The sequence below is a fragment of the Lentibacillus halodurans genome (assembly GCF_900112045.1).
Lineage (GTDB): Bacteria > Bacillota > Bacilli > Bacillales > Amphibacillaceae > Lentibacillus > Lentibacillus halodurans.
In genome coordinates, this window is the sequence record NZ_FOJW01000005.1 from 1 (window position 1) to 16674 (window position 16674).

A 16674-nucleotide genomic window follows, 5' to 3' on the forward strand; every position below is an offset into this window, starting at 1 on the left:
GCAATAGAAGAAGCACTAAAAGATGATCCGCAATATCAAGAAGGAGAAAGCGGTGACCATATCGTGGACTTAAAAGAAGACTTGACACGTTTAGGTTTTGCGAATTGGTCATCCCCAACACCATATTATGGTTCTATAACGGCTGGAGTGGTGAAGGATTTCCAGGAATATTATGACCTGGAGGTCACAGGTATAGCCGATGAAATGACCCGGAGTAGAATTTCAGAAGTTCTGGCCCCGCCTTATCGAACAGGGGATAGAGGAGCCCCAGTAGTAGAACTTAAAGAAAAACTAACGGAATTAGGTTTTGCGAACTGGTCGAATCCAAGTCCATTTTATGGCAATGTGACCGCTGGTGTTGTAGAAGATTTTCAAGCAGCTCATGGTCTGATAGTAGATGGGATAGCAGGTAAAAATACTTTAGCAGTACTGGATCAAGCAATACAGCAAATGAGTACAGAAAAATATGATCTGACATTATACGAAGCACTAGATATCCAAATGAAAGCAAATCCGCAAACGGATCAAAATTATGCCTATGTCTCTAAGGATTATGTAGAAAATGGTAAGGTCACTGCTAATACTTTAAACGTGCGCACTGGACCTGGTATAAATTATGATAAAATTGGAACTTTACCTAATGGTAGGAATGTGAACATACTTGACGAAGTAGATGAATGGTATGTTATCGCGCATAATAATGATAATCGGCAATGGGTTACTGCTATCCCGAATGATTTAACGCATTACTTAGACCCATCCAACTTCAAAGATGATTATAATCAAAGATTTCAATTTTTAGATTTGAGGTACTTTACTGGAATCTCTTCTTCAGAGTTAAGCGTATTATTAGAAGGTAAAGGAAAGCTAGATGGTACCGAAATTATTTTTAGAGATGCAGCAAAAAAAGCTCAAATAAATGAAATATACCTCATTTCTCATGCAATACTAGAAACAGGTCATGGAGGATCAGCTTTATCTAAAGGTGTTCAATACAATGATAAAACTGTTTATAATTTCTTTGGAATAGGTGCAACAGATGATTGTCCTGTAGAATGTGGTGCTAAAAAAGCTTATGATGAAGGTTGGTTTTCTGTTAAAGATGCCATAATTGGCGGTGCTGAATATGCTAAAAACAAGTATATTTATGCAGGCCAAAATACCTTATATGCAATGCGTTGGAACCCATTATCAATGGACGTGAATGGTTATGCTTCACACCAGTATGCCACTGATATAGGATGGGCAAGTAAACAAGTATCTAATTATACTCAATTTTATTCCAAAGGAAACTATGATTTGCGATTTTTAATTCCTGAATATAAATAGAAATGTATATTGCTGACTCATACGTCATTTTTGATGTATGGGTCAACTTTTATTTGGCTCTATAATATTTGTTGGGGTTTCGCAAAAATTTGGCCATAAGAAAACACGCAACCCCCTTTATCCTTGAGTTGACTAGAAACAAAACAAAGGGCGAGGGGGTTGCGTGTATATGCATCATAACATGAATTTACCTGGTTTAGAAGGCTTAATTGTCACAAAAAAGAGATGGTGGGAGATCATTTGAAAGAGAACCTTTTATTTATCCAAGCTGAGTTTAAATATCCAGCTCTATTTCAACAGATGTTTGTTTAATTTCCCATGTATATATACATATCCTGAATAAAGCGGGTGTGTAATGCAAAAAAGTTCAGAGTTATGAAATAAAAAAAACATAACCTTTCACTTTATTAAAAACGGCTTTGCCAGCCTTCCAAATTTTCTCTACTGTTATTAGGTGTCCAATCCAAATAGTGGAGGTTGAAAGGGATGCTAGCAATGCCTGAAATTAATTGTATCAAAGTTTTACGCAATCAGAATCACTTTCTATCAATGAAATTCTACTACATTAGGGAATTGGCGAATTGCTAAGAAGTATGCGGATCATGATCAAATCCCGCATCAAATTAATTATCAAAAGGTAAGCATTCCTATGATGAAAAAATTTGAAGGGAAATCAGAGAAAACGACAAGTGCATAAAAAAATCCCCTTGGTACCATTGAGAGTGTCATGCATGACTTCGAATTTATTACCGAAGGAGGACTTCTACCATGGATTTTACACAAAAATAATCGCTTAGCGCAAATTACCGAACAAACACTATTATCGGGGTTGATATAGCGAAAAGCCAACACGCGGCTTGAGCGATAGATGATCGAGGGCGGGACCTTGTCAAACGGATGGTGTTCACCAATTCACTGCAGTGGTTTTCAGATCTTATCGAATGGGGCTGGGAATCTATCTGAAGCTTATAATCGTTCCAACTTCATGATTGGGATGAAACGACTGGTCATTACTGGCTCAATTTAGCTTATCACTTGAAAGCTCAAGGCATTCAAGTGGTTGTCGTTAATCCGATGAAGGTAAAACGATCCAAAAAACTGGATGACGATTCACCAATGAAAAACGATACGAATAATGCCAAAGTCATCGCCGAGGTCATACGTGACGGTCGTTATCATGAGCCTACATTACCTGTGGATGTGTATGATTCAGGAGAATATATATCGATCAAAGCCCAAATACATAATGCGCTTGATCGATACTTCCCGGAGTTTCTCAATCTCTTTAAAGATTGGACCGGAAAGGCTGCCCTCCATCTATTGGAAAGTGGCTATTTGCCGAAAGATATTCGTAAAACGTCGGAAGACGATTTACTTTCAGACGTCAAACAGGTGGCCAAACGTGGTGTGGGAATCAAGCGCATTCAGGCATTGAAACAGGCGCTGAAGACAGTGTCGGCCTTACAGTGGGATTACGTATGGCACGTCAGGAAATTCGTTATTTGATTGATCAGTATAAGGCTCTTGAAGAACGTCTTATCGCTCTTGAAACACAATAGGAAGAACTTGTCCTTCATATCCCCGGAGCTGATCAGATGATAGCGTTTAAAGGCGTCAGTACCATAACAGTGGCCGGCTTCTTCGCCGAATTTGGTGTTTATCGAATTACCGGGATCCACGCTAAATCATTAAATTAGCGGGACTCAATCTTAAGATGAATCAGTCAGGCCTGTTCAAAGGCCAAACAACCATCACTAAACGAGGACGAAGGCGATTGCGAAGCATACTGTATCAAGTCGAGCGCCCATTACCCCTGCACAATGAAGGTTTTAAGCAGCTGGATCATTATTATCGTCATCGATCCGATAATCCGCTGACAGGAAAACAGTCGTTTATCGCATTAAGCATCAAGATCTTTTATGTATTAGGTACAAGGAAGTGTACGTCAGTGAAGAGCGCATGATTCGTGACATCCCAATGATTTCGACATTACAGAAAGTCGTTTAGGCAAGACTTACAGTTATCGTTTTGAATCATCTTTTGACAATTGAAGCATGGATTAGCCGGTCGATATTATCTCCATTAGGGCATTGAGGCTCACTAAGAAAGCAGTTCCGGCATCCACCATGGTCAGGTCGAAAGAAGGAATTTGCGCAGATAGACGCCGAGAGACATGGGAGGGTCCACCGCCATGTTAAAGTGGATATCCAAGGTGCGATCATAAGTTTAATCATCCATTTAATGGAAATTATCCGTTAAAGCGTATACTGTTTAATCCGCTAATTTCATATATATCCTTTATTGTCATTAAATGGATTAAAAACAGATACTATGGGCTTCAATAAATTAAAAGAAATTGGGAGAAAAACGAAGTAATTCTAAGAAAACCTTAATTTATTGAGGGAGGATATGGAGAGAGGGAAAGTTCCAACAGTTCCGCAACAGGTTTAAAAAAGTTGATCTGATCATTTTAGATGAAATGGGTTATATACCATTTAGTAAAGAAAGAGCTGAGTATTATTTCAATTGATATTTGACTGGTAGGAATAGAAGAGTATCATATCACTTAAAACCTGGGTTTAGCCAGTGGAACCGTATTTTTGTTGATTCCAGATTAACAGCAGCATTAGTAGACCGAGTAATTCATCACGCACATATAATTAGTTTTACAGGTGACAGTTACCGAGTAACTCATGCGCTTTCACGCTAAAACTTTTAATTCTAAGAGAAGGCTGGCAAGATTCTGCAGTTTTTATTGCATTCTTTTATATTTTTTACTTGCAAAATAAAACGGGTAAAGTAAAGAATAATTATTTGACAATTTAAATGCCATGTAATATAGAAACTCGGAACAATAAATGAGGTAAATAATAACTATTAGATTCTATTAGAATTTCCAAATAAAATAGTAAATTAGCTTATTAAACTGTCATGTTGTGTAAGTGCCATGGTTTGAACTTATCTATATTTAGCCCTCAAATGTATTACCTTCTTGCTCTTGCTCTAAGAAAGATAAAAGTAATTCCTGGAAAATAAATAAATACTTATTCACTGGTACGAACATTCCTACCTCATTGAATCCATATTTCTCTACTACTTATACTGTGGAGAGGATTCATTTCTGCAGAGGAGGAATTTTTTATGCAACAATTAATGTGCAAAGGAAAACTGCACAGAGTAAGAGTCACAGAAGCAGAGCTTGATTATGTGGGCAGTGTGACAATAGATTCAAAATTTATGAAAGAAGCGGATATTAAACCATATGAAATGGTACAAATAACAAGTCTGAAAAATGCAACAAGGTGGAAAACATATGCTATACCCGCGCCGGAGGGTTCGAAACGCATTTGCTTGAATGGTCCGCCTGCTCATTTATTTTCACCGGGGGACATTGTCATTATTTTAAGCATGGCACAAATGACAGAAGAAGAAATAGAAAATTTAAAGCCAAAAGTTGTGTTTTTTGATGAAAATAATGAAATAACAAGTATAGAGGAACACGATCTGCATTGGCCTGAAGGTGTTAATGTTTAAAAAAAGAGCTAAACCCAACAGTTTCGAATGGTTTTTAAAGTCATTTAAATGATCAGGTTCTATGAATCTAAATTGTGGAGGTAAAGCATGAAAAGAAAGTTTCTCATATTGTTTAGTACGGCTTGTGTATTATTTATATTGCCCGCATGCGGAGCGAATGCTGATGGGTCGGAGAGTACAGAAAATTATCCATCAGAGTCTATTACATATAGCATACCATTTGATCCGGGTGGCCAATCGGATGTAGAAGCCAGAAGACAGCAACCTTATTTGGAAGAGTCCTTGGATCAAGATGTTGTCATGCAGTACAAACCTGGGGGAGGCGGCTCGGTGGGATGGAGTGAGCTGATTAATAAAGATCCGGATGGGCATTTCATCTCAGGTATCAATATTCCACATATCATCCTTCAGCCACTTGCGAATGATGATACAGGCTATCAGACGGAGGACATCGTGCCTGTAGCTATTTTTCAGGCTACTCCAATTGGTATAGCGGTTTCAAAAGATAGTGATATTGAATCACTTGAAGATCTTGTGAAGAAAGCAAAAGAATCGCCGGGATCCATAACTGCAGCTGGTTCCGGTACGTATTCCGGCCATCACATTGCATTGCTGCAGCTTCAGGATTTGGCTGGTATCGAAATGCAATACGTTCCATTTGATGGGGCTGCGCCTTCTATTCAGGCATTTCTTGGTGGAAACGCAGAAGTTATTTTTGGAAACTCCAGTGACCTGATTAAATATCAGGATGATATGAAAATACTGGCTATTGGTTCAGAGGAGACATTTAAACCATTACCGGATGTTCCAACATTCAAGGAATTAGGATACGATATGACAGCAGGTATTGACCGTGGTGTAGCGGTGCCTCCCGAAACAAGCCAGGAAATAATTGAAACGCTGGAAAAGGCATTTTTGGATATCCTGGATGAAGATGGAGTCGAGGATGACATGTATGATGAAGGATTCGAACCTAAACGAATGGGGCATGAGGAGTCGCTGGAATATATTGAACAAAAACAATCGGAATATAGCAAAATTCTCGAAAATGTAGAGGAGAATTGATGCAAATGTTCTTGCTCTATGACAGAGTCTATTGGCTTAGGTTTATAGCACGAAAGTACTGCAGAATAGAAACACCAAAAGACAAAGGATGACTTCTTTTTGGGATTTCAAAAAGGGCTTCTTACCTGGAGGGTAGGGGAATGCTTGAGTTTTTACCGGACGTCCTGAGTTCATTAACACAACCATTGAACATGTTGCTGCTGTGCGTCGGTGTGTTAATTGGAATCGTTGTGGGTGCCCTGCCTGGGTTAACGGCGACAATGGCGCTTGCTTTATTGCTGCCATTTACATTCACAATGGATTCGGATACATCACTAATTACGATGGGTGGATTATATATCGGTGGTATTTACGGTGGATGTATATCAGCCATTCTTATCAATACGCCCGGTACACCATCAGCCATCGCGACAACGTTTGACGGCTATCCCATGACTAAAAAAGGAAAAGCTTCACAGGCACTGGCTGCGGCAGCCATCAGTTCTGGAATTGGCGGAATAATTGGCGGCCTCGCGCTTTTGTTTCTTACACCAGTTCTGGCGGATTGGGCGTTGAATTTCGGGCCGCCGGAATATTTCTGGGTTGCCATATTGGGATTGACGATGATTGCAACGTTATCATCCGGTTCTATGTTGAAGGGATTGATTGGCGGATGTATCGGTTTGCTGCTGGGGACTGTTGGCATATCACCGGTCGGTGGCGAATCGCGGTATACATTCGGTTTTTCCCAGTTGCAATCTGGGCTGGAATTAATTGTTATTTTAATTGCCTTCTTTTGTATTCCGGAAGTAATTTCTATGATTGAGAACAATGTTAAGTCACAAGAAGGTGTGAAAAGAGAGAAGGGGATCGTGAAAACGCTCTTTTTCTATATCATTAAAAAACCATTTTTCATCATTCGTTCATCTGTGATTGGTATTATAACGGGCATTATTCCCGGAGCAGGGGGGAATGTCGCGTCACTATTGTCATATGATGCTGCTGTCCGTTTTTCAAACGATAAAAAGTCATTTGGACAAGGAAAAGTTGATGGTGTCGTAGCTTCGGAAACATCAAATAATGCAGAAGTTGGTGGTTCTCTCGTTCCCCTTTTGTCTCTCGGGATCCCTGGGGCACCGCCAGCCGCCATTATTCTTGGGGCATTAATGATGCAGGGGATCACACCTGGGCCAGATCTCATGAGTCAGCAGCCTGGGCTGGTCTACACGTTTTTAATTGCATTTGTTATTGCGAATGTCGTTATGATTATGTTTGGGCTCATGGGCTCCAAATATATCGGAAAGGTTCTTTCCATACCGGTATCCTATCTGGCACCTTCGATTGTCTTTTTAACGATTATCGGGTCTTATGCGATTCGGAATAATTTCTTGGATGTAGCACTGCTGATTGGTTTTGGCCTGCTGGCATATGTGATGAAAAATGCCGGGTTCAATCCTGCGCCGATCGTGCTGGGGCTCATTCTCGGACCAATTGCAGAAAGGGGGCTTGCTCAATCCATGCTTTTGGGGGAAGCATCTGGAAACGTATTAGCCTTATTCTTTTCTCGTCCGATTTCGATCGTATTAATGCTGCTGTGTGTCCTGTCGATATTTTTGCCGCTTTTAAGTAAACTTTTAGGATCTAAATATGATGACAGTCAAGAGAAGTTGGGGGCATAATCATGCAGAAAGTCAACTATAATACAATATCTTCGGTTATATTAATCATTGTTGCATGCTTGGCGATATGGGAAACGAAGGGGTTATCAGAAATGAGTTATGTTTTTCCCCGTACAATCGGTTTAATCCTTTTGATCCTGAGCATAGCATATTATATTAAAAGTATGATTAAATCTTCATCCAGCAAATTATTTGAAGGTATCAATAAGCGAAAAGTCGTTATCATGAGCCTGTCGATGATAGGCTATGTCATCCTGATTAGTCTGTTTGGATTTTTAATGGCGAGTATGCTGTTTATCGGTTGGATGACGTGGTATTTACAGCAGCATAATACAGATAAAAGCAACAAAGCGAAAATAGTACATGCTAGTATAAGTTCCATCAGTATCAGTATCTTTTTCTTCGTGTTATTCCGATATGTCTTTGTTGTTCCTCTTCCGTCAGGTCTCTTGTTTGGCTGATTTCATTGAAGACTTCAGGGTTTGCGCGTAATAGTAATGAAGTGATTATGCACGTCGTGGAAAATCAGGATTCATGTATATTAGCAATTTAACCACTGGTATAGGGAGGGAAAGCTTATGAAGGTGCTCGTGACTGAATTAATGTGGGAAGACGGGATTGAAGAACTCAAGCAGACAGGACATACGGTTGATTATGATATGGAATTGTGTCGAAAAAGAGATGATCTGCTTAAATTGGCTCCTAAGTATGATGCACTTATTGTCCGGAATGAAACACGGGTTGATCCTGAGTTGCTTGATGTTGCTAAAAATGTCAAAGTTATCGGCCGACTCGGCGTTGGGCTGGATAATATCGATCTGGAAGCGACAAAAGCACGGAATATACCAGTCATTGCTGCTAAACATGCCAATGCCACATCTGTTGTAGAATATGTAATGGCGGCGATGCTGGATGCCTATCGTCCACTGGCTGATGCTGATGCCGATGTTCGCTTGGGAAATTGGGATCGCAAATTTTTTACAGGATATGAGTTGAATCAGAAAACACTAGGACTTGTCGGGCTAGGTGAAATTGCTCATCGTGTTGCCAGAAGAGCAAGTGCTTTTGGTATACGAGTCATCGGCTATGATCCCTTTGTCACATCGTATGATCATGTATTGGCAGAAACAGGGGTTTATCCGGTGACAACCCTTGATGAACTTTTTCCTGAGTCGGATTTTATATCTGTACACGTTCCGTTGACGAAAGCAACGAAACACATGATCAATAAAGAGAGTTTTTCACGAATGAAGTCACATGCTTATGTCATTAATACGGCCCGGGGTGGTATCGTACATGAACTGGATCTGGTTGAAGCAGTTCAATCAGAAAAAATTGCAGGTGCATACCTTGATGTACTTGAAAACGAGCCTGTTCAACAAGGTTCACCACTTTTACAAGTTGAATCCATTCGTCTTTCCCCGCATATTGCTGGATTGACTGATGAATCGCAATCTCGGACGGCCATGTTAATTGCCCGTGAGGTGACCAAGGTTCTCAATGGCGGGGAGTCACTTTGTGCGGTCCTATGAGAAGATAATCTTCTTTAAACAGTATTAATAAAGGTTTTTAAAGTAACTATGCAGGAAAGGAGAGAAAAATGACAACTTATATAAATAGAACAAATCTCGAAAACTATGTTACAGCCATTTTTCAAAAGGCAGGAATACGGGATGATCACAGTGCAACAATCGCAAGACATCTTGTTCTGGCCAATTTAAGAGGCGTGGACTCACATGGTGTAACCCGTGTAAAAAGCTATATCGATCGATTGGAAAGAGGGGTCGTTAATCGTGAACATAATATGAAGATCACGAAAGAAACGCCTGCATCCATTTTGATCGATGGCGCGAATGAATTGGGTATTATACCTGCTACAGAAGGGATAAGGCTGGCTGTTGAGAAGGCAAAAGATATGGGGGTCGCTATCGCGGGTATCAATCATTCCAATCATTGCGGTATGCTGGCCGATTACACAGGATATGCAGCCGAACATGATTGTGTTTGTTTAGCCACAACGAATGCACCATCCTATATGGCTCCCTGGGGAGGAAAAGAAAGATACTTTGGAACAAATCCCATCTCCTATGGCATACCCGGCGGAGAAGAAGGCAACATCGTGTTTGATATGGCAACGAGTATTGTTGCAAGAGGAAAAATAAAATTAGCCATTCAAAATCATGAGGATATTCCTGTAGGCTGGGCAATTACGAAGGAGGGGGAACCAACAACAGATGCTCAGGAAGCGATGGATGGACTGGTTTTGCCGGTTGGCGGACCAAAAGGTTACGGGCTTGCATTATTGGCGGATGTTTTATCAGGACTGCTTACAGGTGCAGCATTCGGGCCTGGTATTGGCAGGCCGGAGGATTTAAACGAAGTTCAGGAAGTTGGACAATTTTTCTTTGTGATCCGTGCCGACATATTTGAGGAGTTGAATACTTTTAAAAATCGGATGGACAGCATGGCAAGTGAAATTAAACAAATACCTGCAGCCAAAGGATACGATAAAATTTACCTCCCGGGTGAAATCGAGAATGAAACGGCCAACGAACGAAACAGGAGTGGAATTCCCCTAACAGAACAAGTAATTGATGAACTGCATGCTATCGGTCGGTCATATGGTATTTCGATTCACTTGAAGGAAGCAGTGTTTCAATAAAAACGTGTTGACCCATCAGGTTATTGCTAAATAACCTGATCCAACAACAATTTTGTCATACCTCAAACGGTACAGGAATACTTATTTTTTCCGGGAAAGTTTAATCTTAAATGAATACATATCTGATCGGTATGATGCAAGTTCATATTCTACAAAGTCGTTATTTACATCCACTAGCTTTCTTTCAGCTATGAGCATACTTGTGACAGTTGGAACGTTCAATAGTCTGGCATCTTCCCTGGTAATGCGTTCTGACTTGATAACCTGATCTGCCTCTATTGAGCGTACTCCTAATTCCTTCTCAAGCAAGTCATATAATGAAACTTCATCCAGGTCATATGCTTTAATCTTTTTTCCCAGTTCAGTGGGATAAAAGTTATTTTCCACTCCCATTGGTATGTTGTCTGCGAATCGGATCCGTTTAATATGAACAGCTTCTGTCAAGCCGGTTAATTTTTTCATGTGATCGGACAATTGAATAAGTTCTGCTTTGATTAGTTTTGCTCCGGGCTGCATTCCCATTCGCTGGATACTTTCTGAGGTGCTGCTTAAGCTGCCAAGCCAATCATTAATAGGCTTCAGCGTAACAAATGTTCCTTTTCCAGGTTTTTTCTCAAGTGTTCCTTCTCTTGTCAGTGCATCGATCGCTTGTCTGACAGTACTGCGACTGACATAATATTCATCGATAAGCTCACGTTCGCTCGGGATTTTACCGGTATAATCTCCTTCCAATATTTTCTGTTCAATTTTTGTTTTTAACTGAATGTACAGCGGGATGGAATTTGTGTAGTCCAATGCCATTATCATCACCTAGTATTCTTGGATTAACGTATGTCACGATTCGTATGTTCATAGTTTAACATAAAAAAAGTCGGACGTTACAAAATTAACAGTGCCTAAATGCTTGAAATATGATAGAATCAATAAAGAAAGAAGTCTAACCAATTAGAAATGAAGCAGGTGTTTCCATGTTTGATACAGCCGATTTAGTCATCGCATTTGTTATTTCAGCTTTGACGGCATTCTTCGTAACACCATTGATTAAAAGACTTGCTTTAAAACTGAATGTGGCTGATAAACCGGATAACAACCGAAAAAATCATAATGGCATCAAGGCGAGTTTGGGCGGACTAGCTATCTTTAGCGGTACAGTTGCTGGTTTTCTCTATTTACAGCCGGTACACCCGCAAATGACAGCTATAATCATTGGTGCCTGTATCATGATACTGACGGGCGTTTTGGATGATGTTTTTGATCTGAAACCATACTATAAACTGACTGGACAGCTGGCGACGGCTCTGGCAGTCGTTTCTTCCGGTTTGGTCATTGAAAAGCTTACTATCCCGTTTTTGGGTACTGTCTATTTGGATGGTTTAGCATACATTATTACAATTATTTGGATCCTTGCAGCTTCTAACGCTATCAATTTGATAGATGGATTGGACGGACTTGCGGCAGGTGTTTCAGCGATTGGGTTATCCAGCATTCTCGTGATGGCAATGATGGACTATCGAATCGTTGTGGCTTATTTGTGTGTGATATTGATAGGAGGCTGTATCGGGTTTCTTTATCATAATTTTCACCCGGCAAAAATATTTATGGGGGATACCGGAGCTTTATTTCTTGGGTATTCCATTGCAGTTGTATCAATGCTCGGGCTCTTTAAAAATGTTGCCTTGTTCAGTTTTATCATTCCGATCATTGTCATTGCCATCCCTGTATTTGACACGATTCTGGCGATTATACGACGAACAATTAATAAGCAGGGAATTGCTACTGCGGATAAAAAGCATATTCATTATCAATTAATGAAAATGGGCTATAGCCATCGTACTGCGGTATTAATCATTTATGGATTCAGTGCTTTTTTCGGCGGAATGGCGATCGTGTTTAACAGTGGAACGATGCTGACGTCCTTCATCATATTTGGAATAATTATTGTTGGCATGCAGGTGATTGCTGAATTGGCAGGTATTGTCATGCATGGTCAGCAGCCTTTATTAAATCGGATCAAAAGAATTTTTGGGACAGAGAGAGTGAAATAGCATACGATGTAAAAAAAACCACTTTTAGGCCATTTAAATAGCCTAAAAGTGGTTTTTATGGTTGATCGGTTGTATTATACGTTTCGGCTTGGCTATCCGAAGTTTCCAGTTCGAGATGCTGTTTTAATGTTGCTTTTACCTCAGCAAGCGATTGTTCATCCGGGATTTCATAATCTATTCTGTCAATTGTTTGCGTATATGTTTCATATGCAAGTTTGTCAATGTTACTGGTGCTAAAATCGGAATATTCACGGTAAAATCCGAGGCCTTCACTAATTTTCATATTGGTTTTGACGTTGGCACCTACCTCGTTAGCTAAGTCATCAACTTTTGTAACAGTACTGAGTGAAGTTGCTTTGTCAATAATCGCCTCTATAACCTGCTGTTGCCGTTCATTTCTGCCAATGTCCCCACGTGGATCCTGTTTCCGCATTCTGGCAAATGCCAAGGCTTTTTCACCATCGAGTTCCATCGGTCCTTCTTTGAATTGCAGATCTTCATTGCCAGATTCCCTGATCGTTCTTTGTTCAAAATCAAATGGTACATCAACTTGGACACCGTTAAGGATATCAACTATGTTTATGAACGCATCAAAGTTTACAGCGGCAAAGTAATCGATCGGTATATCCAGGAATTGTTCAACTGTTTTAATAGCCATTTCCTTACCACCATATGCATGAGCATGCGCTATTTTTTCCTTTGTACCGCGACCAGCTATATCAACCAGCGTATCACGTGGTAAACTTAATAATTTTAACTTTTCATCTTCCGGATTGAATGTTGCAACTATCATTGTGTCCGTTCTGCCGTTATCACCATTTGTTGAGTAATCCTCAACTCCTAGCAGCAGAATGGATATCGGGTCATCACTTATCGATACCTCTTCTTCACGTAATTCAGATTTTTCACGGTCCAGATCATCATATGATTCACTTGCTGCTGTGTAAGTCTGGACGAGCATATATCCAACACCACACGCCAGCAATAAAAAGAAGGCTAATATGGGATAAAGAATCCGGCGTCGGCGTTTTTTCTTTTTTTGCTTTCGCATATCTATACGTTGCTGCATAATTTTAATTCTCCTTCAAATCTTCAATTCTATAAATCTATGATATCAACCTGTTAATTATAATCGGCATTGTCGAAAAATGCAATGCGATTTTCAGAATACCACATATTATAGACGATTCCGATTAAGAAAATGTTACATTTTAATGATGTTAATCTAATAATCTGTCTTTTTTGATTTTCGATGAAGAGATACCTTTTGTCCGGGGGAGGTAAATAACGTCACAATAACGTTTTAAAAAATCAAATTCACCATCCCAATCATTACCCATTACAAATAAATCAATGTCATATTGTATAATGTCATCGATTTTTTGATCCCAATTTGTTTCCGGGATGACTTTGTCCACATACCGAATCGCTTCCACAATTACTTTACGATTATCAAAATGGTGATATGCTTCCTTGTTTTTTTTGCGGTTAAATTCATCGGTTGATACACCGACAATTAAATAGTCACCCATTTCTTTTGCACGGCGTAAAAGAGTGATATGGCCGGGGTGCAGCAAATCAAAAGTCCCGTACGTAATGATTTTTTTCATAATATCTCCCTATATCGCGAACTCTTTTTTATTGTACTATTAATGTTGCCTATCGTAAATAAAATATCAGGGATTGATCGGATATATGAAAAAATTAAGAGACTGTTCGTGACAGTCTCGGGATCAATACGTGTTATTGTTTTCTTCATCGTTGGCGAAGTCACTTGTTTCAACATTTTCCTCTAAATCCAAATGATTGCGCAATTCAGCACGAATATCATGTTTGCTTTCTTCATTAACATGAAAGTACCAAAGACCGTCTTCCATGTAGCCGCCGTCTCCACTGAGATTCATGGTTTCAATGGTAATGTTTTCGTCAAGCCCATAAGATAAGAAGTTCTTCATATTCTCAAATGACAGGTTGGTCGTCATATTATTACCAATGGCGTCTATTGTTTCCCCCACCTTAAAGACAGAAGAAGCAGATATAGCTTTATTGGCAATCGTCTTAAGAATTTCCTGCTGCCGTTTTCCACGTTCTACGTCATTGTCATATTTTCGAGTTCTGGCCAGTGCCAGGGCTTCTTCGCCATTTAATTGCTGTTCACCGGGCGTTAAATGGATGCTATTTTTGTCATCGTTCGAGTCGGATTCCCATATTTCGTAAGGGACATCATAGGTGATGCCGCCAAGCGAATCAACAACTTCAATAAAACCCTCGAAATTCATTTTGGCGTAATAATCCACGGGGACATGGAGAAAGTTCTCAACTGTTTCAATCGTTGCTCTGGGTCCACCGAAAAAGTGTGCATGATTAATTTTTGTATACCGGTCCACTTCTGGAACGTAAACATACGAGTCTCTTGGAATACTTAAAAGCTTGACAGAACTGTCTTGTTTGTTGAATGATGCCAATATGAGCGCATCGGAACGGCTTTCTTCCTCGTCACGGAACTCGCTGTTATCAACACCTATGAACAGAACAGAGACATTATCTTCAACAGGATCTACGGATTTACTCCTGAGTTCAGATGTTTCATTTTCGCGACCGACTTTTTCCTGCGAATCAGTTACCATGTTTTCTGTTTTGTTATATAAGTAGTTAACGTAAATTGCGCCAATAATGATCATTAACAATAACGGTATGGCAATAATTAGTGTCCATTTTTTCCTTTTCGACATGGGATTTTCTCCTTAGTAGTTTCGTAGCATCTATTTTACAGAATTCTGCATAAAATAACAATGAAGCGATGGAAGAAAATTGTGGACATCGGATTAAAATACTATACAAATACAAGATATAGCTGTATAGTTTGGTTATATGGTAAAGTATAAATAAGTATAAATTTGATTTTATAAAGGAAGGCATCAATCATGAATCTGTTCGAACAATTGAAATCCAAAGAAGAGAAAATTGCTGTTATTGGTTTAGGGTATGTCGGGCTTCCATTGGCGATTGAGCTTGCCAAAAAGTATGATGTAGTCGGTTTTGATGTAAATAAAAATAAATTGGACAAATACTTAACCGGCGTGGATGTGACACAAGAAGTCGGTGATGAAGCAGTCCAAAATACCACTATGACATTTACGAATGATGAGGAAGATTTAAAGACATGTAAATTTCATATCGTTGCCGTTCCAACTCCAATTAATACGGACAAGACCCCGAATCTGAACCCGGTTATCGATGCAAGTGAAACAGTCGGACGTAATTTAACAAAAGGTTCGATTGTTGTATACGAATCAACTGTATATCCGGGTACAACTGAAGAAGTCTGCATCCCAATTCTGGAAGAGAAATCTGGCCTGGTAATTGGTACTGAATTTAAGGTTGGCTATTCCCCTGAACGGATTAACCCGGGTGACAATGTGAACCGGCTGACGAGCATCATTAAAATTGTATCAGGTTCAGATAATGAAGCGCTGAGCGAAATTTCAGACGTATACGATTCCATTATTGAAGCCGGTGTCCATGAAGCAGAGTCCATTAAAGTAGCTGAAGCTGCCAAAGTAATCGAGAATTCCCAGCGGGATATCAATATTGCATTTATGAACGAGCTTTCTATGGTTTTCAATAAAATGGACATCAATACAAATGCTGTATTGGAAGCGGCCGGTACGAAATGGAACTTCCTGAATTTCACCCCCGGTTTGGTTGGCGGGCACTGTATTGGTGTCGATCCTTATTATTTTACCTATAAAGCAGAACAACTTGGACACCATTCGCAAATTATCTTGTCCGGACGCAAAATTAATGATGATATGGGTAAATATATAGGCTCTAATATTATTAAAAAGATGATCCATGCCAGACAGGAAATGAGTGGTGCCAGAGTTGGTATTCTGGGCATTACGTTCAAAGAAGATTGTCCAGACGTACGTAATACAAAAGTCATCGATATCATTCATGAATTAAAAGACTATGGCGTTGAAGTTGTTGTCCATGACCCAATTGCTGATCAAGCTGCCGTTTATGATGAGTTTGGGATAGATTTAGTCGGAAAAGGTCAATTGAATGATTTGGATTGTGTTGTGCTTGCTGTAGGTCACCATGAATTTAAAGAGCAATATGACCTGGATATGCTTGATCGTCTGTATAAAAACGATCATAAGGTATTAATTGATGTGAAAAGTATTTTAGACCGAAAAGAATGTGAAGCTCAAGGTTATCATTACTGGAGTTTGTAATGGAATAATGCTATTCGTTGACCCCCTGTAATAAGAAGGAGTACAGAGTGCTTCCTTCTGTTATGGGGGCTTTTTTGTTTGTTGGACTGTGCTTTACAGGATCTGTTCGATTGGCATATCCAGCGGTTCCCGTCCTACCAAAC

General features: G+C 39.7%; 13 protein-coding genes and 2 pseudogenes. 11 read left to right on the forward strand and 4 right to left on the reverse strand.

Going from position 1 to position 16674, the window contains the following annotated elements; translation table 11 throughout:
• From BM195_RS07020 to BM195_RS07060, 9 genes and pseudogenes are all read left to right on the forward strand, one after another.
• The coding region (locus BM195_RS07020) for a peptidoglycan-binding protein (RefSeq protein WP_170848181.1) at positions 1-1329 on the forward strand (1329 nt) is incomplete at its 5' end.
• A 768-nt stretch (positions 1330-2097) separates the two neighbouring features.
• A pseudogene (locus tag BM195_RS19120) lies at positions 2098-3336 on the forward strand (IS110 family RNA-guided transposase).
• Positions 3337-3736: 400 nt separating this feature from the next.
• A pseudogene (locus tag BM195_RS07030) lies at positions 3737-4039 on the forward strand (ATP-binding protein).
• Positions 4040-4470: 431 nt separating this feature from the next.
• Positions 4471-4863 carry an aspartate 1-decarboxylase gene (gene panD, locus BM195_RS07035; RefSeq protein WP_090235746.1) on the forward strand — a complete coding sequence of 131 codons (393 nt, stop codon included), beginning with the start codon at positions 4471-4473 and terminating at the stop codon, positions 4861-4863.
• A gap of 87 nt (positions 4864-4950) precedes the next feature.
• A complete protein-coding gene (locus BM195_RS07040; RefSeq protein WP_090235748.1) occupies positions 4951-5928 on the forward strand; it encodes a tripartite tricarboxylate transporter substrate binding protein in 978 nt (325 codons plus the stop codon).
• Between the two features lie 140 nt (positions 5929-6068).
• On the forward strand, positions 6069-7586 hold the full coding sequence (locus BM195_RS07045; protein ID WP_090235752.1) for a tripartite tricarboxylate transporter permease: 1518 nt from the start codon (positions 6069-6071) through the stop codon (positions 7584-7586).
• Positions 7587-7588: 2 nt separating this feature from the next.
• Positions 7589-8047, forward strand: coding sequence for a tripartite tricarboxylate transporter TctB family protein (locus BM195_RS07050; protein ID WP_090235755.1), 459 nt, complete (start codon positions 7589-7591; stop codon positions 8045-8047).
• Between the two features lie 117 nt (positions 8048-8164).
• Positions 8165-9118, forward strand: a complete 954-nt coding sequence (locus BM195_RS07055; protein WP_090235758.1) for a hydroxyacid dehydrogenase — start codon at positions 8165-8167, stop codon at positions 9116-9118.
• Positions 9119-9186: 68 nt separating this feature from the next.
• Positions 9187-10248 carry an Ldh family oxidoreductase gene (locus BM195_RS07060; protein WP_090235760.1) on the forward strand — a complete coding sequence of 354 codons (1062 nt, stop codon included), beginning with the start codon at positions 9187-9189 and terminating at the stop codon, positions 10246-10248.
• Positions 10249-10329: 81 nt separating this feature from the next.
• Here BM195_RS07060 and BM195_RS07065 read toward each other — a convergent pair whose 3' ends face one another.
• Complete coding sequence (locus BM195_RS07065) at positions 10330-11049, reverse strand: GntR family transcriptional regulator (RefSeq protein ID WP_090235761.1); 720 nt, start codon at positions 11047-11049, stop codon at positions 10330-10332.
• A 167-nt stretch (positions 11050-11216) separates the two neighbouring features.
• Here BM195_RS07065 and BM195_RS07070 point away from each other — a divergent pair, with 167 nt between their 5' ends.
• Entirely contained in the window at positions 11217-12293 is a 1077-nt protein-coding gene (locus BM195_RS07070) for a glycosyltransferase family 4 protein (RefSeq protein ID WP_090235765.1), read from the forward strand.
• A 55-nt stretch (positions 12294-12348) separates the two neighbouring features.
• Here the strand turns inward: BM195_RS07070 and BM195_RS07075 are convergent, their stop codons facing one another.
• The 3 genes from BM195_RS07075 to BM195_RS07085 all read right to left on the reverse strand — a co-directional run bounded on the left by BM195_RS07075 (position 12349) and on the right by BM195_RS07085 (position 15025).
• On the reverse strand, positions 12349-13362 hold the full coding sequence (locus BM195_RS07075) for an LCP family protein (RefSeq protein WP_090235769.1): 1014 nt from the start codon (positions 13360-13362) through the stop codon (positions 12349-12351).
• A 151-nt stretch (positions 13363-13513) separates the two neighbouring features.
• Positions 13514-13903, reverse strand: a complete 390-nt coding sequence (gene tagD / locus BM195_RS07080) for a glycerol-3-phosphate cytidylyltransferase (protein ID WP_090235777.1) — start codon at positions 13901-13903, stop codon at positions 13514-13516.
• Positions 13904-14026: 123 nt separating this feature from the next.
• Entirely contained in the window at positions 14027-15025 is a 999-nt protein-coding gene (locus BM195_RS07085) for an LCP family protein (RefSeq protein WP_090235784.1), read from the reverse strand.
• A 192-nt stretch (positions 15026-15217) separates the two neighbouring features.
• Between BM195_RS07085 and BM195_RS07090 the strand changes: the two genes are divergently transcribed.
• Positions 15218-16531 (forward strand): nucleotide sugar dehydrogenase, encoded by a 1314-nt coding sequence (locus BM195_RS07090; protein WP_090235788.1) that lies wholly within the window; start codon positions 15218-15220, stop codon positions 16529-16531.
• The last annotated feature ends 143 nt before the right edge of the window (positions 16532-16674 follow it).